The sequence below is a fragment of the Pectobacterium sp. 1950-15 genome (genome assembly GCF_037136835.1).
GTDB lineage: Bacteria > Pseudomonadota > Gammaproteobacteria > Enterobacterales > Enterobacteriaceae > Pectobacterium.
On record NZ_JBBBQR010000008.1, the window covers coordinates 100,853 to 122,629 of the forward strand.

Annotated in this window: 16 protein-coding genes; 12 read left to right on the forward strand and 4 right to left on the reverse strand. The window is 53.6% G+C overall.

Annotated elements, in window-relative coordinates; genetic code table 11:
• The first annotated feature begins 116 nt into the window (after positions 1–116).
• Positions 117–1,112: a gluconate operon transcriptional repressor GntR gene (gene gntR, locus WCT94_RS11100; RefSeq protein ID WP_336869608.1), complete on the forward strand. Its 996-nt coding sequence runs from the start codon at positions 117–119 to the stop codon at positions 1,110–1,112.
• 9 nt (positions 1,113–1,121) lie between these two features.
• Here gntR and WCT94_RS11105 read toward each other — a convergent pair whose 3' ends face one another.
• Positions 1,122–1,634, reverse strand: a complete 513-nt coding sequence (locus WCT94_RS11105) for a gluconokinase (RefSeq protein WP_336869609.1) — start codon at positions 1,632–1,634, stop codon at positions 1,122–1,124.
• A gap of 158 nt (positions 1,635–1,792) precedes the next feature.
• Here WCT94_RS11105 and WCT94_RS11110 point away from each other — a divergent pair, with 158 nt between their 5' ends.
• Positions 1,793–3,169 carry a GntP family permease gene (locus tag WCT94_RS11110; protein ID WP_336869610.1) on the forward strand — a complete coding sequence of 459 codons (1,377 nt, stop codon included), beginning with the start codon at positions 1,793–1,795 and terminating at the stop codon, positions 3,167–3,169.
• A 448-nt stretch (positions 3,170–3,617) separates the two neighbouring features.
• On the opposite strand, the gene WCT94_RS11115 is transcribed toward WCT94_RS11110, so the two are convergent.
• Positions 3,618–4,211 (reverse strand): YhgN family NAAT transporter, encoded by a 594-nt coding sequence (locus WCT94_RS11115; protein ID WP_014916905.1) that lies wholly within the window; start codon positions 4,209–4,211, stop codon positions 3,618–3,620.
• A gap of 297 nt (positions 4,212–4,508) precedes the next feature.
• Between WCT94_RS11115 and asd the strand changes: the two genes are divergently transcribed.
• On the forward strand, positions 4,509–5,612 hold the full coding sequence (gene asd / locus WCT94_RS11120) for an aspartate-semialdehyde dehydrogenase (RefSeq protein WP_180743315.1): 1,104 nt from the start codon (positions 4,509–4,511) through the stop codon (positions 5,610–5,612).
• Positions 5,613–5,689: 77 nt separating this feature from the next.
• Complete coding sequence (locus WCT94_RS11125) at positions 5,690–6,175, forward strand: GNAT family N-acetyltransferase (protein WP_336869611.1); 486 nt, start codon at positions 5,690–5,692, stop codon at positions 6,173–6,175.
• Positions 6,176–6,266: 91 nt separating this feature from the next.
• On the opposite strand, the gene WCT94_RS11130 is transcribed toward WCT94_RS11125, so the two are convergent.
• On the reverse strand, positions 6,267–7,985 hold the full coding sequence (locus tag WCT94_RS11130) for a sensor histidine kinase (protein ID WP_336869612.1): 1,719 nt from the start codon (positions 7,983–7,985) through the stop codon (positions 6,267–6,269).
• 371 nt (positions 7,986–8,356) lie between these two features.
• Between WCT94_RS11130 and glgB the strand changes: the two genes are divergently transcribed.
• The 5 genes from glgB to glgP all read left to right on the forward strand — a co-directional run bounded on the left by glgB (position 8,357) and on the right by glgP (position 17,815).
• A complete protein-coding gene (gene glgB / locus WCT94_RS11135; RefSeq protein WP_336869613.1) occupies positions 8,357–10,534 on the forward strand; it encodes a 1,4-alpha-glucan branching enzyme in 2,178 nt (725 codons plus the stop codon).
• Entirely contained in the window at positions 10,535–12,511 is a 1,977-nt protein-coding gene (glgX, locus tag WCT94_RS11140; protein ID WP_336869614.1) for a glycogen debranching protein GlgX, read from the forward strand. It begins immediately after the preceding gene.
• A 35-nt stretch (positions 12,512–12,546) separates the two neighbouring features.
• Positions 12,547–13,824 carry a glucose-1-phosphate adenylyltransferase gene (gene glgC, locus WCT94_RS11145; protein WP_336869615.1) on the forward strand — a complete coding sequence of 426 codons (1,278 nt, stop codon included), beginning with the start codon at positions 12,547–12,549 and terminating at the stop codon, positions 13,822–13,824.
• Positions 13,825–13,852: 28 nt separating this feature from the next.
• Positions 13,853–15,292 carry a glycogen synthase GlgA gene (gene glgA / locus WCT94_RS11150; RefSeq protein WP_336846087.1) on the forward strand — a complete coding sequence of 480 codons (1,440 nt, stop codon included), beginning with the start codon at positions 13,853–13,855 and terminating at the stop codon, positions 15,290–15,292.
• 75 nt (positions 15,293–15,367) lie between these two features.
• Positions 15,368–17,815 carry a glycogen phosphorylase gene (glgP, locus tag WCT94_RS11155; RefSeq protein ID WP_336869616.1) on the forward strand — a complete coding sequence of 816 codons (2,448 nt, stop codon included), beginning with the start codon at positions 15,368–15,370 and terminating at the stop codon, positions 17,813–17,815.
• Positions 17,816–17,907: 92 nt separating this feature from the next.
• Here the strand turns inward: glgP and glpD are convergent, their stop codons facing one another.
• The gene (glpD, locus tag WCT94_RS11160; protein WP_336869617.1) at positions 17,908–19,410 is read right to left on the reverse strand and encodes a glycerol-3-phosphate dehydrogenase; all 1,503 of its coding nucleotides are present in this window, start codon (positions 19,408–19,410) and stop codon (positions 17,908–17,910) included.
• A 320-nt stretch (positions 19,411–19,730) separates the two neighbouring features.
• Between glpD and glpE the strand changes: the two genes are divergently transcribed.
• The 3 genes from glpE to WCT94_RS11175 all read left to right on the forward strand — a co-directional run bounded on the left by glpE (position 19,731) and on the right by WCT94_RS11175 (position 21,739).
• Complete coding sequence (glpE, locus tag WCT94_RS11165; RefSeq protein WP_015842027.1) at positions 19,731–20,054, forward strand: thiosulfate sulfurtransferase GlpE; 324 nt, start codon at positions 19,731–19,733, stop codon at positions 20,052–20,054.
• A 68-nt stretch (positions 20,055–20,122) separates the two neighbouring features.
• Positions 20,123–20,956 (forward strand): rhomboid family intramembrane serine protease GlpG, encoded by an 834-nt coding sequence (gene glpG / locus WCT94_RS11170; protein ID WP_319849902.1) that lies wholly within the window; start codon positions 20,123–20,125, stop codon positions 20,954–20,956.
• Between the two features lie 24 nt (positions 20,957–20,980).
• Positions 20,981–21,739 carry a DeoR/GlpR family transcriptional regulator gene (locus WCT94_RS11175; RefSeq protein ID WP_005969330.1) on the forward strand — a complete coding sequence of 253 codons (759 nt, stop codon included), beginning with the start codon at positions 20,981–20,983 and terminating at the stop codon, positions 21,737–21,739.
• Positions 21,740–21,777: the final 38 nt, after the last annotated feature.

Genomic DNA, 21,777 nt, shown 5'->3' on the forward strand with positions numbered 1-21,777 from the left:
GCTTTTTATTTGTCACGACCTGATTTCATCCTTCAGATTATGCCCCTCAGCCTTTACTTTCCTGACGCTTTTTTTGTTAGACTTAGATTACTGTTTTTCAGGCATTTTAGTCGACGATGAAGAAAAAAAGACCCGTTCTCCAGGACGTTGCTGACCGCGTTGGGATTACCAAAATGACGGTAAGCCGCTATTTGCGTAACCCTGCGCAGGTGTCAGCCGCGTTGCAGGAAAAGATCGCTATTGCATTGGATGAGCTGGGCTATATTCCCAATCTCGCGCCGAATATGCTTGCCAGCTCCACCAGTCGGGCGATTGGGGTGCTGCTGCCGTCATTAACCAATCAGGTTTTCGCTGAGGTATTGCGCGGTATTGAACGCACGGCGGAAGCGCACGGCTACCAGACTATGCTGGCGCACTATGGCTATCATCCTGACAGAGAAGAACAGCGCCTGACGTCACTGCTGTCGTATCACATCGATGGGCTTATTCTGGCCGAACGCACCCACACGCCGCGAACGCGCCAGATGCTGGATGTCGCCGGCATTCCGGTGGTGGAACTGATGGATTCCGTCTCGCCCTGTCTGGATATGGCTGTCGGATTTGATAACGTTGAAGCCGCGCGTCAGATGACGCTGCGTATGGTTGCGCTGGGGCACCGTCATATCGTCTATCTCGGGGCGCGGCAGGATGAGCGTACGATTATGCGCTGCCGGGGCTATGAACAAGCGATGTGGGAAAGCGGGCTCAAAAGCTATTGCGTGATGAGCGAACGGGCATCTTCCTATTCACTCGGTGGCGAACTGCTGCGGCAGACGCAGGCGGAATACCCGCAGGTCGATAGCGTATTTTGCACCAATGACGATTTAGCCGTCGGCGCAATGTTTGAATGCCAGCGCCAGGGATTGCGCGTGCCGGAGGATATTGGCGTAGCGGGTTTCCACGGACACGACATTGGTCAGGCGATGGTGCCGAAGCTGGCTAGCGTACTGACGCCGCGTGAGCACATGGGGCGTGTCGGCACCGAGCATTTGCTGGCTCGTCTACGGGGCGAGCCAGTTGCGCAGTGCATGGTCGATGTCGGTTTTACCGTGCTGGACGGCGAAAGCCTTTAAGCCGCTGCGTTAGCCTGCTGCACGCAGTGCGTCAACGCAGCGCTGTACGACGTCTTCCCGAGTGCCGTCAATATCGATCTTCAGGACATCCGGTTCATCGCTGCCCGGTTCTTCCAGCGCATCGAACTGGCTTTTCAGCAGCTCCGTCGGCATGAAGTGGCCTGCCCTGGCTTTGTGGCGCTCCAGAACCAGCTCAAAGCTGCCTTTCAAATAGATAAACACCATCTTTTCGTTCCCTTCGCGCAGGCGGTCGCGGTAACGCTTTTTCAGCGCGGAACAGACGATGATGCCAGTCTCGTTTTTGTGTGCCAGGCTATAGGCGACATCGCTAAGACGCTCCAGCCACGGCGCGCGGTCGTCATCGTTCAGTGGCGTGCCGCTGGCCATTTTCTGGATATTCGCGCGCGGATGCAGATCGTCGCCGTCAATAAATTTTGCCTGAATGGCGCGGCCAAGTTCAGCGCCAACTGAGGATTTTCCACTGCCTGATACGCCCATCAGAATAATGCTTCGACCTGACATAATTTGATCTCTATCTCAAAATGTAAATTAAATGGTACTTAATGGTTCCTGATTTTAACATGTTACCCGTATCATGTTACCGGTATCAAATGATGATGTGATGCATCTCACAAACAATTAGCCAACCCAGACCGAGTGCCCTAAAGAGAGTATTAACGATGACAGAAATCACCTCCGCCTATAGCGCCAGTGTGTTGTTGACCATTGCCGCTGGCGCAGTCGCACTGTTACTGGTGCTGATTATGCGCTTTAAAATCCATGCGTTCCTGGCGCTGACACTCGTCAGTCTGGTAACAGCATTGGTAACAAAAACACCTTACGAAAAGATTGTGCCGACGCTGCTGAGTGGCTTCGGTAGTACGCTGGCATCCGTTGCCCTGCTGGTTGGACTAGGGGCAATGATTGGCCGCCTGTTAGAAGTGACTGGCGGTGCGAATGTGCTGGCGGATACGCTAATCAATAAATTTGGCGAACATCGTGCACCTTTTGCGTTAGGGGTTGCTTCTCTGCTGTTCGGCTTCCCGATCTTTTTTGATGCAGGTCTGGTTGTTATGCTGCCGATTATTTTCAGCGTAGCGAAGCGTTTTGGCGGTTCTACATTAAAATATGCCTTTCCCGCTGCGGGCGCATTTGCTGCTATGCACGCCTTGGTACCGCCACATCCCGGCCCCGTTGCTGCGAGTGAATTGTTAGGGGCTAACATCGGGCTGTTGGTGATCATCGGTACGCTTATTGCGCTGCCAACCTGGTACTTCGGTGGGTATCTCTACGGCCTGTATGCAGGGAAAAAATTTGATATCAAACTGCCTTCGAGCTTCCTGTCTGCTGTTGAAACGGATACGACCGTTAAACCACCACGTTTTTCCGTTGTTCTGAGTATTTTGTTGCTGCCATTGGTGTTGATTTTCCTCGATACCGGGCTAAACACGTTGACGGTAATGGGGATGGTGAGTGGCGATAACGGCGTGGTGCAGTTCTTGCGTATGCTAGGGAAAACCCCTGTTGCGTTACTGATCACGGTGTTTTTTGCTCTGATGGTCTTTAGCGGCAGCAAAAGCCGAGCGCATCTGGAAAAAGTTTGTGATGGGGCATTAGGGCCAATTTGCGCCATTATTTTGGTAACCGGTGCAGGTGGCATGTTCGGTGGTGTTCTGCGTGCCAGCGGCATCGGCAACGCGCTATCCGGTGCGCTGGCAGATACGGGCATGCCTGTTATCGTTGCTGCATTTGTGGTGTCGATGGCACTGCGTGTGGCGCAGGGTTCTGCAACGGTGGCACTGACGACCACGGCGGCGTTAATGGCACCCACAGTGGCGGCGACCACGGGATTAAGCCAGTTTGACCTGTGCTTTATCGTAGTGGCGATTGCGGGGGGGGCGACGGTGCTGTCGCATGTGAACGACTCCGGGTTCTGGCTGGTCAGCCGTTTCCTCGAAATGGATGAGAAAACGACCCTGAAAACCTGGACGGTAATGGAGACGCTGCTCGGCACCATTGCGTTCCTGCTGGCGTTAGTGGGAAGTATTTTCCTCTGATATGTTTTGCTCCCTTCTTGCAGAGGGGGGCTTTTAGTCACATTTTTATGCCGACTAAGAGACGGTTTCGTGCGCGATAATGTCGTTATTTTCATGCTACTTCATAGCACGCGCCCGACATGGGGCGGCTCAAACGCCGCTCGCCCCATGACCCCCTGGCTTCTGGCTAAATTATGCCGCTACGCGGTGCCATCGGTGTTCATGACCACTTTTCGAGCCGACTGTGACGCGCTTACTTGCCCCATAAACGGGGCTCGCCCTTCGGGCCAGCACAAGTGCTGTTCAAAAACGTCTCTGACGTTTTTGTCCGGCGTGGCACAGCCTTTCGCGGCGTCCTTGCCGCTCACTCGGTGGTCATGCCCATCGCTGCATAATTTTTACGCCAGATAACGTCACCCCCATAATAATTTGCACATTTATGCATAAGACACAGGGGGAAACGGAGTTGCTATAACTTCATGTAGGCACGCACGCCGTCGAGGAACATCTGCGTTGACAGCATAACCAGAATCAACCCCATCAATTTCTCCAGTGCGCTCACGCCTTTCTCACCCAGCAAACGCAAGAACACATCTGACATCAGCAGGATGATGAAGGAGATCGTCCAGGCAATAAACAGCGCCAGCGTCAGGTGGGGAAGCTGATTAGGGTACTGGTGGGACAGCAGCATCAGTGCCGCAAGGATCGACGGCCCCGCCACCAGAGGAATCGCCATAGGTACCAGAAACGGCTCTTCACCGGCTGGCAGACCGCTGCTGTTGCCTTCCTGTGATGGGAAAATCATACGAATCGCGATGAGGAATAGCACGATACCGCCAGAAATGGAGACGGTTTCGGTACGCAGATTCAGGAACGCCAGAATACGTTCACCCGCGAACAGAAAAATCAGCATCAGCCCGAGCGCGATCAGCATTTCACGGATCAACACCACGCGTCGGCGTTTGGGGTCGAGATGTTTGAGCACGGACATAAAAATCGGCAGGTTGCCGAGTGGATCCATAATGAGCAACAGCAGCACCGTTGCGGAGATCATTTCTGTCATGTTGGTTTTTTACTCCCGAAACCTTGTTTCCTGACCTGGGCCATCTTCACGGGCTGACCAACGTGATTATCCTGTGCCAGATCGATGATATTAGAATGACTGCTGAAAAATGCCGTACTATCGAATAAATTCACTTGCGACTTGATGTACATTTTGTAAGGCTGAATGACACAATTATTTACGGGTTTACGACACGACACGCGCAACCTCTGCCGCAGATCACTGAGTCAGCAATAACCAGGCGCTATCGACGTTAGCCACAATTCTTTTTGTTACCCCCAAAGCAGGACAGTTACCATGAAAAATGTTGGTTTTATTGGCTGGCGCGGTATGGTCGGCTCGGTTCTCATGCAGCGCATGGTGGAAGAACGCGACTTTGATGTGATTCACCCGGTATTCTTCTCGACTTCTCAGCACGGCGAACCTGCTCCGGCGCTGGGCGGTCATCAAGGCGTGTTGCAGGATGCTTATAATATCGAAGCACTGCGCGCGCTGGACATCATCATTACCTGTCAGGGCGGCGATTATACCAATGAAGTCTACCCGAAGCTGCGTGAAAGTGGCTGGCAGGGCTATTGGATCGATGCCGCGTCCTCGCTGCGTATGAAAGATGACGCGATTATTATTCTGGATCCGGTTAACCACGGGGTGATTCAGCAGGGTCTGGATAAAGGCATCAAAACCTTTGCCGGCGGTAACTGTACCGTTAGCCTGATGCTGATGTCATTGGGCGGCCTGTTTGCTAACAATCTGGTGGAGTGGGTTTCTGCCGCGACGTATCAGGCTGCTTCTGGCGGCGGTGCGCGTCACATGCGTGAACTGCTGACCCAGATGGGCGCGCTGCACGGTGAAGTGGCGAAAGAGCTACAGGATCCGGCGTCTGCGATTCTGGATATCGAGCGTAAAGTAACAGCGCTGACCCGTAGCGGTTCGCTGCCGACTGATAACTTCGGCGTGCCGTTGGCGGGTAGCCTGATTCCGTGGATCGACAAACAGCTGGATAACGGCCAGAGTCGTGAAGAGTGGAAAGGTCAGGCGGAAACCAACAAGATTCTGGGCACCAGCAGCGTCATTCCTGTTGACGGTCTCTGTGTACGCGTCGGCGCACTGCGCTGCCACAGCCAGGCGTTCACCATCAAACTGAAGAAAGATGTGGCGCTGCCGGAAATCGAACAACTGCTGGCAACCCACAACGATTGGGTGAAAGTGGTGCCGAACGATCGCGACATCACCATGCGTGAACTGACGCCTGCTGCGGTAACGGGCACGCTCTCCACGCCAGTGGGTCGTCTGCGTAAGCTGAACATGGGGCCGGAATACCTGTCCGCCTTTACGGTCGGCGATCAGCTGCTGTGGGGAGCCGCTGAACCGCTGCGCCGTATGCTGCGCATCCTGCTGTAGTTATCCTGCTTTTTTGGCGCAACATCGGTTGGTGTTGCGCCTGTTCCCTACTCAGATGACATCGAGAAAGTAAACGAATGAGTACTGACAGTGAAAAGGATATCTCACGTGTATTAACATGGGAAAATCAGAAATTTGTTGTTACGACGAATAATGATCTACTGGATATTCATGCCATACATTGTTATTTAACGCGTTCAAGTTGGGCTGAAGGCATTGATATCGACACTGTTCAGGAATCTATCACTAACAGCCTTAATTTCGGTTTATTCACTGACGATAAGCAGATTGGATTCGCGCGTGTCGTGACGGATTTTGCGACTTTTGGTTATCTCTGTGATGTTTATGTGCTGGAAGAATATCAGCAGCAAAAGTTGGGAAGCTGGTTAATGGAATGCTGCCTTGACCATCCGGTACTTAAACGACTGCGGCGTATTATGCTTGTCACATCCACAGCGCCATGGCTCTATGAAAAAGCAGGATATTCTCCGGTTAACAAAGAAAACTATGTCTGGGCGATTACGCGTCCCGATATCTATCAATCGAAGAGGCATCAGGCTTGAGTTTCCCGTCAGGCCGAGCGTGCTCTCCTGCTTTCAGGTAGTTTTCATTTGCCTGATTTTATTCTGGCACTTGATCTGTTTATCCACCCTATCATGCCACGCTATCCAGCCGTTCCAATGCCTGACGGGGGGAAATCAGCGGGACGCGTACTTCGACCCGGGTAAATTTATCCGCTTCGCTGACCACCGTAATGCCATAGCGGTTGCCGTAGCGTGCTTTGATACGGCGATCGACCAAATTCATGCCTAATCCATCGCCACCGCTGCGGGGCTGATAGGTGCCAGCATTATCTTCCACTGACAGCTCCAGGGTGTTGGCGTGCAGGCGTCCGCTGATGTGGATGTGCCCGCTTTCAATCATCTGTGAGATACCGTGCTTAATCGCATTTTCGACGATGGGTTGCAGGGAAAACGCGGGTAATCGCGCCTCACGCAGCGCTTCCGGCAGAGAAATGTCTACCGTCAGATGATCGGCAAAGCGCGCTTTCTCGATTTCGAGATAGGCGTTAACGTGCTCCAGTTCGTCATTGAGCGACACCTCATCGTTGCTGCGCTTGAGGTTTTTACGGAAAAACGTCGACAGAGACAGCACTAACTGACGGGCGTGAGCAGGATCGCGCCGTATCACGGCGGACAGCGTATTCAGCGCGTTGAACAGAAAATGCGGGTTGACCTGCGCGTGCAGCAGCTTGATTTCCGACTGGGCCAGCAGCTGTTTCTGCTGTTCAAAACGGCCTGTCAGAATCTGCGCGGAAAGCAAGTGGGCGATCCCCTCTCCCAGCGTGCGGTTAATGCTGGAAAACAGCTTATTCTTGGGCTCATAAAGCTTGATCGTGCCGACAACGCGCTGATCTTCGCCACGCAGCGGGATCACCAGCGTGGAGCCCAGCTTGCAGTGTGATGAAACCGAACAAGTGTAAGACACCTCGTTGCCGTCGGCGTACACCACCTGATTGTTGTCTATCGCCCGGCGCGTGTGTGATGAGGTGATAGGCGCGCCGACGTTGTGGTGGTCATCGCCCAGCCCAATAAACGCCAGTAATTTGTCGCGATCGGTAATCGCCACGGCACCGACCCCCAGTTCTTCATACAAAATGCGAGCAACGCGCATACTGTTTTGTGGGTTGAATCCCTGACGCAGCGCCCCTTCGGCGCGGGCGGCGATTTGCAGCGCCTTGGCGGAAAACGCAGAAGTGTATTTTTCAAAAATGGCGCGTCTGTCGAGCAAAATGCGCATAAACATGGCGGAACCGATGGTATTGGTGATCATCATCGGCAGCGCAATATCCCTCACCAGCTCTGCGGCGTTATCAAACGGACGCGCGACCAGCAGGATTATCGCCATTTGCAGTATCTCTGCCACCAGTGCGGTCAGGCCGACGACGAGGGGTTTAAAGAGCAAATCGATACGGTTACGGCGTGCCAGATAGCGGTGTAACAGCCCGCCGAGCAGGCCTTCGGCGATCGTCGACAGCATACAGGCCAGCGCGGTCATGCCGCCCATCGAATAGCGGTGTAATCCGCCCGTTAACCCGACGAGAAAGCCGACGGAAGGGCCGCCCAGCATGCCGCCGAGCACGGCGCCCGTCGCGCGGGTATTGGCAATCGAATCGTCTATATGCAGGCCGAAATAGGTTCCCATAATGCAAAACACAGAAAAAACCAGATAGCACACCAGCTTGTGCGGCAGGCGAATGGTGACCTGCATTAGCGGGATGAACAGCGGGGTCTTACTGAGCAAATAGGCGATAACCAGATAAACACACATCTGCTGTAACAGGGAAAGAATCAGATCAATCTGGCTAACCATAGACGGGCTCTCTTTACACGAAATCAGCTAAATTGTACTGCTTTTTCCTTATGAACGAATCGATATTAAACAAAAGATGCTAATTGTCCTGTGTCATAACTTATTCATATAAATATAAACGGAAAAATTTCATTAATTCTCTGATATTTCCCCATTCTTTGACTACGCTGAATTAGGGGGCGTGGTTCAAGAACTCTTTCATAGTATTCATTATTTTTACCTATCGCCGCTATTCATTAGCAAGCTAATAACCCGTTAATTTCATTGCCTTTTTGTTAAAAATAAGTAACGGGAGAATATAAGCGCAACGTAATGCGTTTTTAATATTACTTATTTATTTAATTCAAATGGTTAATCAGAGGATGGATACCATGCCAGCGTTTTCTGAGGCGATTAATTTACTTATTTCCGGGCACTATGCTGACCCGTTTTCGCTGTTAGGTATGCATCATTCTTCTAAAGGCCTTGAGGTTCGGGCACTGCTGCCGGATGCGCAGGCAGCTTGGGTGGTTGATGCCAACAATGGGCGAAAACTCGTCGAGCTGGGACGTATAGATGAACGCGGTTTTTTTTGTGGTGTAGTGCCGCGCCGGAAAAATGCCTTTCGTTACCAATTGGCCGTGACCTGGGGGGAAGAAACCTGGGTCATTGAAGATCCTTACCGTTTTGGCCCGCTGTTGCAGGATATGGATATTTGGCTTTTGGCTGAAGGCACCCACCTGCGGCCTTACGAGCGGCTAGGCGCACATCTGGAAACGCTGGATGGTGTTGAAGGCACGCGTTTTGCCGTTTGGGCGCCGAATGCCCAGCGCGTTTCAGTCGTGGGGCAGTTCAACTTCTGGGATGGTCGACGTCATCCGATGCGGCTGCGACAGGAAAACGGTATTTGGGAACTGTTTCTGCCCGATGTGAAAGCGGGGCAGCTCTACAAATATGAAATGATCGACAGCCATGGGAACGTCCGGTTGAAGGCCGATCCGTATGCGTTTGAAGCACAGATGCGCCCGGATACCGCCTCGCTGATTACGCCGCTGCCTGAGAAAGTCCCGACCAGTGATGCCCGACGTGAAGCGAACGGCCTACGCTCACCGATCTCCATTTATGAAGTTCACCTTGGTTCCTGGCGGCGGCATACGGATAACCATTTCTGGCTGAGCTATGAAGAACTGGCGAATCAGCTGATTGATTATGTGCAGTACATGGGCTTCACGCACGTGGAGCTGATGCCGATTAACGAACACCCGTTCGATGGCAGTTGGGGTTATCAACCGCTGGGGCTGTATGCGCCAACGCGCCGTTTCGGCACCGCGTCGGAGTTCAGAGCCTTTGTTGATGCGCTCCATGGGGCGGGCATTAACGTCCTGCTGGACTGGGTGCCGGGGCATTTTCCCGGCGATGAATACGGTCTGGCGCAGTTTGACGGCACCGCGCTGTATGAATACGCCGATCCTCGCGAAGGCTATCATCAGGACTGGAACACGCTGATTTATAACTATGGCCGCCATGAGGTGCGTAACTATCTGGCGGGCAATGCGCTGTTCTGGATGGAGCGCTATGGCATCGACGGCCTGCGGGTGGACGCCGTGGCTTCCATGATTTACCGCGACTACAGCCGCAGTGAAGGCGAGTGGGTACCGAACCATTACGGCGGTAAAGAGAACCTCGAAGCGATTGCGTTTCTGCGCTACACCAACCACATGCTGGGCCATGCTGCGCCTGCGGCGATCACGCTTGCCGAAGAGTCTACCGATTATCCGGGCGTCACGCTGCCGCCGGACTGCAACGGTTTAGGATTTCACTACAAGTGGAATATGGGCTGGATGCACGACACGCTGGCCTATATGCAGCACGATCCGGTTCACCGCAAATACCATCACGATTTGCTGACATTCGGCATGCTTTACGCTTATAGCGAGAACTTCGTGCTGCCGCTGTCTCACGATGAAGTGGTACACGGTAAGCGCTCGCTACTGGATCGCATGCCCGGCGATGTCTGGCAGAAGTTTGCCAATTTACGCGCGTATTACGGCTTTATGTGGGCGTATCCCGGCAAAAAGCTGCTGTTTATGGGCGGCGAATTTGCACAAGGGCGTGAATGGAACCACGACGCCAGTCTGGACTGGCACCTGCTGGATGAGCCGGAAGGCTGGCACCGCGGCGTGCAGATGCTGGTGCGCGATCTCAACCATTACTATCGCCAGCAGCCGCCGCTGTATCAGTTGGATTTTCAGCCGCAGGGCTTTGAATGGCTGGTGGTGGATGACCGGGAAAACTCGGTCTTTGCCTTTGTCCGGCGTGATGAGCAAGGTAACGAAGTGCTGGTCGTCAGCAACTTTACGCCAGTTCCACGCTATGGCTATCGCATCGGTATCAACCAGCCCGGCGGCTGGCGAGAAGCGATCAATACGGATTCTGGCTATTACAACGGCAGCAACCTGGGCAATGTCGGAACGATTTACAGCGAGGAACGGGGCAGCCATCAGCGCCAGCATTCTCTTGTGCTGACCATTCCGCCGCTTGCCACGCTGTATCTGGTGAAGGAGGCGTGAATGTCGGAATTACTGACGGGTAAGCCGACGCCGCTGGGAGCCAGTTTTGATGGACAGGGTGTGAATTTCGCGCTGTTTTCGGCGGATGCCGAGCGGGTCGAGCTGTGTGTCTTTGATGAACGCCAGCAGGAACAGCGCATTGAGCTGACTGCACGCAGCGGCGATATTTGGCACGGTTACCTTCCCGCTGCACAGCCGGGGCTACGCTATGGTTTCCGGGTTGATGGGCCGTTTGAACCGTCTCAGGGGGTGCGCTTCAACCCGAATAAACTGCTATTGGATCCCTACGCGCGCCAGCTTGACGGCTGGGTGGTGGATGATGATTCCCTGCAAGGCGGCATTGACCAGCGGGATGAACGCGATAGCGCCGACATCATGGCGAAGTGCGTGGTTACTACGGAAGAGTACGACTGGCAGGGCGACCAACATCCGCAAACGCCCTGGAGTCAGACGGTGATTTATGAGGCGCATGTCCGCGGGCTGACGCAACTGCACCCTGATATCCCCGAAGATATTCGCGGTAGCTATGCGGCGTTAGGCCATCCGGTGATGATTGACTATCTGACGTCGCTGGGCATCACGGCGCTGGAGCTGCTCCCGGTGCAGCAACATGCCGATGAGCCCCGGCTTCAGCAACTGGGGCTGCGTAACTATTGGGGCTATAACGTGCTGCTGCCCTTCGCCGTCGATAACAGTTTGGCCGCGGGTGACGATGCGTTGAATGAGTTTCGGGATGCGGTGAAAGCGCTGCATCACGCGGGTATCGAAGTCATTCTGGATGTGGTGTTCAACCACAGCGCTGAACTGGACGTCGAAGGCCCCACGCTGTGCCAGCGCGGTATCGATAACCGCAGTTATTACTGGCTGAGTGAAAACGGTGAATACCATAACTGGACCGGCTGCGGCAATGTGCTGCGCCTGAATCATCCGGCGGTCATTGATTGGGTGATGGACTGCCTGCACTTCTGGCGCGAAGTCTGCCACGTTGACGGTTTTCGCTTCGATTTGGCAACGGTGCTGGGGCGTACCCCGGATTTCACCGCCGCCGCGCCGCTGCTATCCGCCATGAAAAATGATAGCCGATTACAGGGCTGCAAGCTGATTGCCGAACCGTGGGACATCGGGCATGGCGGTTATCAGTTAGGCCAGTTTCCAACGTCCTTCGCGGAGTGGAGCGACCGCTACCGTGACGACATGCGCCGTTTTTGGCTGCATGGTGACATTTCCCTTGGCGCGTTCGCCCGCCGTTTTGCTGCCTCTAGCGACATCTTCCAGCAGCGTGACCGCCTGCCTTACGCCTCCGTCAACAAACTGACGGCTCATGACGGCTTTACGCTGCGCGATGTCGTGAGTTTTAACCACAAGCACAACGATGCCAACGGTGAGGGCAACCGCGACGGCACCGACAGTAACTTCAGTAATAACCATGGCACGGAAGGTTTGGAAGCGGACGACGACATCCTCCAGCGTCGGCTGGCCAGCCAGAAGGCGCTGCTGACGACGCTGATTCTGTCACAGGGAACTCCCATGCTGCTGGCGGGCGATGAACTGGGGCACAGCCAGCAGGGCAACAACAACGCCTACTGTCAGGATAACGAATTGACCTGGCTGCACTGGGAAAACGCGAACCGCGAACTGCGCAAGTTTGTCGCCGGATTGATCCAACTGCGCCGCGCGATCCCTGCATTACAGCAGGAGACGTGGTGGCAAGAAGGGGACGGCGCAGTGCAGTGGCTGAACCGAGAAGGGCAGCCTTTGACGCCGCAGCAATGGGAGCAAGGGGAACATCAGCTCCAGATATTACTGTCCGGTCGCTGGCTTGTGCTGTTTAACGCCAGCCTGCATACCGGTGCGTTCATTTTGCCAGAAGGCCACTGGCAGGTTTCACCGCCGTTTGATGAAACGAACCCGCCCGAGGGGGGAATTTGGCACGGACAAGCGCAGGCGGTAGGCGTCTTGATAAAACAGACGGCCTAAGCGCAAGCCATTAAAAGAATAATCAGGAGATAGCCATGGTAAATAACGACAAGCATGACCCTCTGATGTTGGCAAGACAGCTCCCTTTAAAATCCGTGGCATTAATTTTGGCCGGAGGCCGTGGAACGCGACTGAAAGGGCTGACGGCATTACGTGCCAAGCCCGCCGTTCACTTTGGTGGCAAATTTCGGATTATTGATTTCGCGCTTTCTAACTGTCTGAATTCTGGTATCCGACGTATTGGTGTGATTACCCAATATCAGTCACATACGCTGGTGCAGCATATTCAGCGCGGCTGGTCATTTCTGAATGCGGAAATGAACGAATTTATCGATTTGCTTCCCGCGCAGCAGCGCCATTCTACCGATCACTGGTATCGGGGAACGGCGGACGCGGTGTGTCAGAATCTCGACATCATTCGGCGCTACCGTGCGGAGTATGTGGTAATCCTCGCGGGCGATCACATCTACAAGATGGACTACTCACGTATGCTCATCGATCACGTAGAGAAGGGGGCGGAATGTACCGTCGCCTGCCTGCCCGTGCCGCTGGAAGAAGCTAGCGCCTTTGGTGTCATGAGCGTGGACAAACAGCACCGTATTCTCGATTTTTCCGAAAAGCCGGATAACCCGACGCCGATGCCGGATAACCCCGACATGGCGCTCGCGAGTATGGGGATCTATGTTTTTAATGCGGACTATCTTTATCAATTACTGGAAGCGGATCGTAATGTGCCGGACTCTAACCACGATTTCGGGCAGGACCTGATCCCGAAGATCGTCTCGCAGCGTCTGGCCTGGGCGCACCCTTTCACCCTGTCGTGCGTCACATCGGGTGAAGATGAACACCAGTATTGGCGGGATGTCGGTACGTTGGAAGCCTACTGGCGCGCCAATCTCGATCTGGCATCCGTCACGCCGGAGCTGGATGTGTACGATCGGCACTGGCCAATTCGTTCCGCGATTGAATCGCTGCCGCCAGCCAAATTTGTTCAGGACCGTTCCGGCAGCCATGGCATGACGATGAACTCGCTGGTATCGGGAGGCTGCATCGTCTCCGGCTCTGTCGTCACGCATTCGGTGTTGTTCCCGCGCGTGCGGGTTAATTCATTTTGCAGTATCGATTCGACGGTAATTTTGCCGGATGTCAACGTAGGGCGCTCCTGTCGTTTACGCCGTTGCGTGATTGATCGCGCCTGCCACTTGCCGGAAGGCATGGTGATCGGTGAAAACGCGGAAGAGGATAGCCGCCGTTTTTACCGTTCGGAAGAGGGGATCGTGCTGGTCACGCGATCGATGTTGGAAAAGCTGTAAACACCATCGGAACAAAACGGGAGTAATAATGCGGGTCTTACATGTTTGTTCAGAGCTCTTTCCACTGTTGAAAACCGGTGGACTGGCGGATGTGGCTGGTGCGTTGCCCGGCGCGCAGATTGCGGCGGGGATGGATGTCCGTGTCATCCTGCCTGCCTTCCCCGATCTGAAAAAAGGCGTCGCCAATCTACAGGTCGTGCGTGAGCTGGATACCTTCGCCGGGCACGTCACACTGCTGTTTGGCCATTTTAATGACGTCGGTATTTATTTGATTGATGTGCCTGAACTGTATGAGCGTGCGGGTAGCCCTTATCACGATCCGGCATTGTATGCGTATGCCGACAACTACCTGCGGTTCGCGCTGCTGGGGTGGATGGGGTGTGAAATGGCGTGCGGGCTGGATCGCTACTGGCTGCCTGATGTTGTCCACGCTCACGACTGGCACGCCGGGCTGACCTGCGCCTATCTGGCGGCACGCAACCGCCCGGCGAAATCGGTCTTTACCGTTCATAACCTGGCCTATCAGGGGTTGTTCGATGCTCGGCATATGCCGACTCTCCAGTTGCCGAGCGAGTTCTTTCAGGTATACGGGCTGGAGTTTTACGGCCAGATTTCTTATCTCAAGGCAGGGCTGTACTACGCTGACCATATTACGACCGTGAGCCCAACCTATGCGCACGAGATTACGCTGCCGGCTTATGGCTACGGTATGGAAGGCTTGCTGAAAACGCGCGAAGAAGAAGGGCGGTTATCCGGTATCCTCAATGGCGTAGACGAAACGATTTGGAATCCGGCGAATGATCCTTTACTCACCAGCCACTACAGCCGCGAGACGTTAGCGAATAAAGCCGAAAACAAACGGCGTTTGCAAACGGCGATGGGGCTGACGGTGGATGAAAAGGCGCCCATTTTCGCCATCGTTAGCCGCCTGACCAGCCAGAAAGGGCTCGATATCGCGTTAAGCGTCGTGCCGGATCTGCTGGAGCAGGGCGGGCAACTGGTGGTGCTGGGGGCAGGGGATGCGGATTTACAGGAAGGCTTTTTGGCCGCGGCGGCAGAATATAACGGCCAGGTTGGCGTACAAATTGGCTATCACGAGGCCTTCTCGCACCGCATTATTGGCGGGGCGGATGTCATCATGGTGCCCAGCCGGTTTGAACCGTGCGGGTTAACTCAGCTCTATGGCCTGAAATATGGCACGTTGCCGCTGGTGCGCCGAACTGGCGGTCTGGCGGATACGGTAGCAGATTGTTCGCTGGAGAATCTGGCGGATGGTCTGGCAAGCGGGTTTGTATTTAACGATTGCAGCGTGGGATCGCTGTCCCGCGCGATTCGTCGTGTGTTTGTGTTGTGGTCCAGACCTACGCTATGGCGATATGTGCAGCGTCAGGCGATGGCGATGGATTTTGGTTGGCAGGTCTCTGCTCAGGCTTATGGTGCGCTATACCAACGCTTGTATACCCACTAGTGATCTGATGGCACGTCATCTTCGTGCAATCTGAAAAAGACAGGGTAGGGTAACACTCACTTGGGAATGAATATTATGAACTCTCCGTTTATCTATACTTCACCAACGATCAGTGTCGAAGCGCTGAAACACTCTATTGCTTACAAGCTCATGTTTAGTGTGGGGAAGGATCCTTCCATTGCGAATAAGCATGACTGGTTAAACGCCACGTTGCTGGCCGTGCGTGACAGGATGGTGGAACGCTGGCTGCGTTCGAATCGCGCACAGCTATCGCAGGATGTGCGGCAGGTCTATTACCTGTCGATGGAATTTTTGCTGGGGCGGACGTTGTCGAACGCACTGCTGGCGATGGGATTGTATGACGATCTGAAAGCGGCGCTGGACGGCATGGGGTTGGAGCTAGACGATTTATTGCGAGAAGAAAATGATCCCGGCTTAGGCAACGGTGGTCTGGGGCGTCTGGCGGCCTGCTTCCTGGATTCGTTGGCGACGATGGCGTTGCCGGGGCGAGGTTACGGTATTCGCTATGAATACGGTATGTTTAAGCAGAACATTGTTAACGGCAGGCAGGCAGAATCGCCGGACTACTGGCTGGAATACGGTAATGCGTGGGAGTTCCCGCGCCACAGTACGCGCTACAAAGTGCGCTTTGGTGGCCGTATTCAGCAAGAAGGCAAAAAAGTGCGCTGGCTGGAAACGGAAGAGGTTATTGCCTGTGCTTACGACCAAATTATTCCCGGTTTCGATACCGATGCCACCAATACACTGCGTCTGTGGGGCGCGCAGGCCAGTAACGAAATCAATCTGGGTAAATTCAATCAGGGCGACTATTTTGCGGCGGTAGAGGATAAAAACCACTCAGAAAACGTGTCGCGCGTGCTGTATCCCGATGATTCCACCTATTCTGGCCGCGAGCTGCGTCTGCGTCAGGAATACTTTCTGGTTTCCGCTACGGTACAGGACATCCTGAACCGTCACTGGATGATGCATAAGACATACAACAATCTGGCTGAGAAGTTTGCCATCCACCTGAACGATACGCACCCGGTGCTGGCGATCCCTGAACTGATGCGTCTGTTGATTGATGAACACAAATTCAAGTGGATAGAAGCATGGACGGTAGTGAAGAAAGTCTTTTCCTACACCAACCACACGCTGATGCAGGAAGCGCTGGAAACCTGGCCTGTCGACATGCTGGGTAAAATCCTGCCGCGCCATCTGCAATTGATTTTTGAAATTAACGAACATTTTCTGGAATACGTTCAGAAAGAAGTTCCCAATGACAACGATCTGCTGGCACGGGTGTCCATTATTGATGAAAACCACGGGCGTAAAGTCCGTATGGCGTGGCTGGCTGTGGTCGCCAGCCATAAGGTCAATGGGGTATCGGAGCTGCACTCGGATCTGATGGTGCAGTCTCTGTTTGCCGATTTTGCCCGTCTTTTCCCTAATCGATTCTGCAATAAAACCAATGGTGTAACACCACGTCGTTGGTTGGGATTGGCTAACCCGGGGCTCTCCAAACTGCTGGACGACACCATAGGCCACAACTGGCGCACCGATCTGAGTCAGTTGAGCGAATTGAAACAGCACATCGATTATCCGGCGTTTGTGCAGAAAATTCGTAAGGTGAAGCTGAATAATAAGGTGCGTTTAGCGACCTATATGGCGGAAACACTGAATATTGTGGTTAATCCTGAATCGCTCTTTGATGTGCAGATTAAGCGTATTCACGAATACAAGCGGCAACTGCTGAACGTGTTGCACGTCATCACACTCTATAACCGCATTAAGGATGACCCCGAGGTCGAGCGTGTGCCGCGTGTCGTCATTTTTGCGGGTAAAGCCGCATCAGCCTATTATATGGCGAAGCACATTATTAACTTGATTAACGACGTCGCGAAGGTGATCAACAACGATCCGATCGTGCGCGATCGGCTGAAAGTGGTCTTCATCCCGAACTACAGCGTGAGTCTGGCACAGATAATCATCCCAGCGGCGGATCTCTCTGAACAGATCTCGCTGGCGGGTACGGAAGCCTCCGGAACCAGCAATATGAAGTTTGCCCTGAACGGTGCGCTGACGATCGGCACGCTGGATGGGGCGAATGTTGAAATGCTGGAACATATTGGCGAAGAGAATATGTTCATCTTCGGCAACACGGCCGATCAGGTCGAAGCGCTGCGTCAGAACGGCTACAACCCACGGCAATATTACGATCAGGATGAAGAGCTGCACCGCGTGCTGACGCAAATTACTACAGGTGTCTTCAGCCCTGATGACAGCCGACGCTACAGCGATCTGTTTGATTCACTGGTGAATTTTGGCGATTACTACCAGCTTCTGGCGGACTATCGCAGCTATGTGGATACGCAGGATCGGGTGGATGAACTGTATGAGAACAAGGACGAATGGGCGCGCTGTGCCGTCCAGAATATTGCCAACATGGGCTATTTCTCGTCTGACCGCACCATCGGTGAATATGCAGAAGATATCTGGAATATTAAACCGATACGGTTGTGATTGCGTGCTGGTGATATGAAAAAGCGCCGTAGGTTTTTGCCTACGGCGCTTTTGTATTTGCGGCAGTAAAAGGCGCTTGCGGTAACCGCTAATTAACCCGCTTTTGCCAGTTGCTGTTGGCGGTGGTTGGCTAACCAGTCGCTGATGCGTTGTTTCTGCGCGTCATTCAGTCGCATGCCCAGTTTGGTGCGGCGCCAGATGACGTCGTCCAGCGTGACGGCCCATTCTTTCTCAACCAGATAGCGCAATTCCGCTTCATACAGGTCATGACCGAAATCTTCACCCAGATCGCCGAGGCCTTTCACGTTTGTCAGAATCAGTTCGCTGTTTGAACCGTAGGTACGGCTGTAACGGCGCGTCAGTGATTCCGGCAGGTTGAAGCGGCGACGCAGCGCGGCGGCATAGTCATCACGTGTGCCTGCGATATCACCACCCGGCAGAACTGCTTCTTTCGTCCAGGCTTTACCCGCTTGCGGATAGTATTTGTGCAGCTTGTCCAGCGCGTGTTCTGCCAGCTTACGATATGTTGTCAGCTTGCCGCCAAATACGGAAAGCAGCGGAGCCTGACCGTTATCATCATCGACGGACAGTGTGTAATCACGGGTAATCGCCTGCGGAGAATCGGACTCGTCATCGCAGAGCGGACGCACGCCGGAGTAGGTCCAGACGATGTCGTCACGCGTCAGTTGCTGTTTGAAATGATCGTTATACACATCCAGCAGATAGGCGACTTCGTTATCATCGATCTTCACATCGTGCGGATTGCCTTTGTATTCCACGTCGGTGGTGCCGATGATCGAGTAGTCATCCTGCCACGGGATCACGAAGACAATACGGTGATCTTTGTTTTGCAGAATGTACGCCTGCGGCTGGCTATGGACTTTTGGCACCACGATGTGGCTGCCTTTGATCAAACGGATGCCGTAAGGTGATTTCAACTGCAGGCCGTCATCAAAGAATTCTTTCACCCACGGGCCGGTGGCGTTCACCAGACCTTTGGCGCGCCAGGTGAAGGTTTCGCCAGTCAGTGAATCAACCGCATCCACAATCCACACGCCTTGCTCACGGCGAGCGCGGGTGACTTTGGTGCGGGTACGGACTTCGCCGCCGCGTTTTGTCACTTCCTGCGCGTTTAACACCACCAGACGCGCATCGTCCACCCAGCAGTCCGAATATTCAAAGCCCTGCTTCAGTTCAGGCTTCAGCACGGAATCTGCTCCGAATTTCAGTCCCTTACTGGCAGGCAGGCTGACGCGTTTACCAATGTTGTCGTACATGAACAGACCGATACGAATCATCCAGGCCGGACGCAGGTGCGGCTGATGGGGCAAACGAAAGCGCATCGGGAAAATGATGTGCGGGGCCATTTTCAGCAGCGTTTCGCGCTCAGACAGCGCTTCGCTGACCAAACGAAACTCATAGTGCTCAAGGTAGCGCAGGCCGCCGTGAATCAGCTTGGAGCTGGCGGAGGACGTGGCACAGGCAAGATCCTGCGCTTCCAACAACAGGACTGATAACCCTCGCCCAGCCGCATCTGCGGCGATGCCTGCACCGTTAATTCCGCCGCCGATAACGATTAGATCTTTGGTTTCCACGTTTCTTCCTCCACCCTCGAATAAATCAAAATGTTCGTTTTCGAGCATTATGATAATCGAAAACAAACAAATCAGCCAATGGTTAACCAAATAAAAACATTTATGCGTGATGGAGCTAACAATATGATGATAATTGTCACATTAAAATAAGGGGTATTGGGCTGGGATTATGCTGTTTTGTCGTCACGCTTCACGTTAGTGAAGCACTGTTTTTATAAATAACCTTATAATCATATAGGTTTTATGCCGCTGAAGGCGGGTTACAATGACGCCAGTTGTTACTAACATCCTGTCCATTATTAACAAGGTTGTCACTTTCGATGGAACAATTTGAAGCTATTAGTATTGAGCAAGCCCATTCCCGCTGGCAGGAAGGGGGCGTTGTCGTTGATATTCGCGATCCACAGAGTTTTGCCGCGGCCCATGTTCCCGGCGCGACGCACCTGACCAACGAGACGCTCTCTGACTTTGTACGCGGCGCTGACTTTGAAGCACCGGTCATGGTGATTTGCTACCACGGCATTAGCAGCCGCAATGCGGCACAGTACCTGATTAGCCTAGGGTTCGATTCGGTGTACAGTATCGATGGTGGCTTTGAAGCCTGGCAGAATCGTTACCCGCAAGACACGCAGGCGCAAGCCTGATCGCATGACGATGACAGAATTTTTATTATCATGTTCCTAACTCAATCCACCCACTGGCGCTTCCCGCTATGATGATTCGCGTTATTGCTCTCTCCAACCCGCGTCTGGCTCAGGCATTTGTTGATTACATGCGTACGCAGCAGGTCCATCTGGAGATGCGGCCTCAGGGGCATGAAGCTGAGCTGTGGCTGGAGGATGAAACCCAACTGGGTAAGGTTCAGGAAGCGCTGGAGATTTTTCTGCGTGACCCGACGAATCCGCGTTATCTGGCGGCCAGTTGGCAAACCGGATCGATGGACACCGGTATTCAATACCAACGCTACTCTTACCTGCAAACGCTGAAACAAAAGGCCGGGCCGCTGACGCTATCCGTGATGGTCGTGACGATTGCGGTGTTTATCCTGATGCAGATTTCAGGCTATGAGAGCGTGATGACGTGGCTGGCATTCCCGGCTGAGGGGCAGCAGCTACAGCTGTGGCGCTGGTTCAGTCATGCTTTGTTGCACTTTTCCCTGCTGCACATTTTGTTCAATCTGATGTGGTGGTGGTATTTGGGGGGACCGGTTGAAAAAGTGTTGGGGACCGGCAAGTTGCTGGTCATCACGCTGGTTTCCGCGCTGGTCAGCGGCTGGGCGCAGTCCTGGTTTAGCGGCACGTATTTTGGCGGCCTGTCTGGCGTAGTTTATGCCCTGATGGGCTATGTCTGGCTGCGAGGGGAAAGGGAGCCTGACGGCTACTTATCTATGCCGCGCAGTTTGATGGCCTTCGCTTTACTGTGGCTGGTCGCCGGATATTTCGATATTTTAGGCATGTCGATCGCCAATGCGGCGCATGTGGCTGGGCTGATTGTCGGGCTATTGATGGCCTTTTGGGACACGTATAATAAAACAAACCCCCGGTAAACCGGGGCGTCTTAGGGGATAAATGTGAAGCAGACACAACGGCATGACGCCATTATTGAACTGGTGCGTCGGCAGGGGTATGTCAGTACTGAAGAACTGGTGGATCATTTTGCGGTGAGCCCGCAGACCATCCGTCGCGATCTGAACGATCTGGCCGAGCAGAATAAAATCCATCGCCACCACGGCGGTGCGGCCTTGCCGTCCAGTTCAGTGAATACGGCCTACCATGACCGTAAAATGATGTGGTCGGACGAAAAAGCGCGCATTGCCCGTCGAGTGGCGAGCCAGATTCCAGACGGTGCCACCTTGTTTATCGATATCGGCACCACGCCCGAAGCGGTGGCCTATGCGCTGATGCAGCACAAGGATCTGCGTGTGGTTACCAATAACCTGAACGTGGCAACGCTGCTGACGGCAAAAGAGGATTTTCGCCTGATTTTGGCCGGTGGCGAAGTGCGTACCCGTGATGGCGGTATCATGGGCGAGGCGACGCTGGATTTTATCTCTCAGTTCCGTCTGGATTTCGGCATTTTGGGTATCAGTGGTATTGACATGGATGGGTCATTACTGGAGTTTGATTACCATGAAGTGCGCACAAAACGGGCGATTATTGAAAACTCTCGCTGCGTCATGCTGGTGACGGATCATTCCAAATTTGGCCGTAATGCGATGGTGAATTTGGGTAACATGGATTTGATCGACTATCTTTTTACCGATCAGTCACCACCACCCAGCGTACTGAAAATCATTGAACAACATAAGGTACAGTTGGAGTTGTGTTGAACCCGATGTGCCTTTTCCATGATGGACAAAGGAGGAGG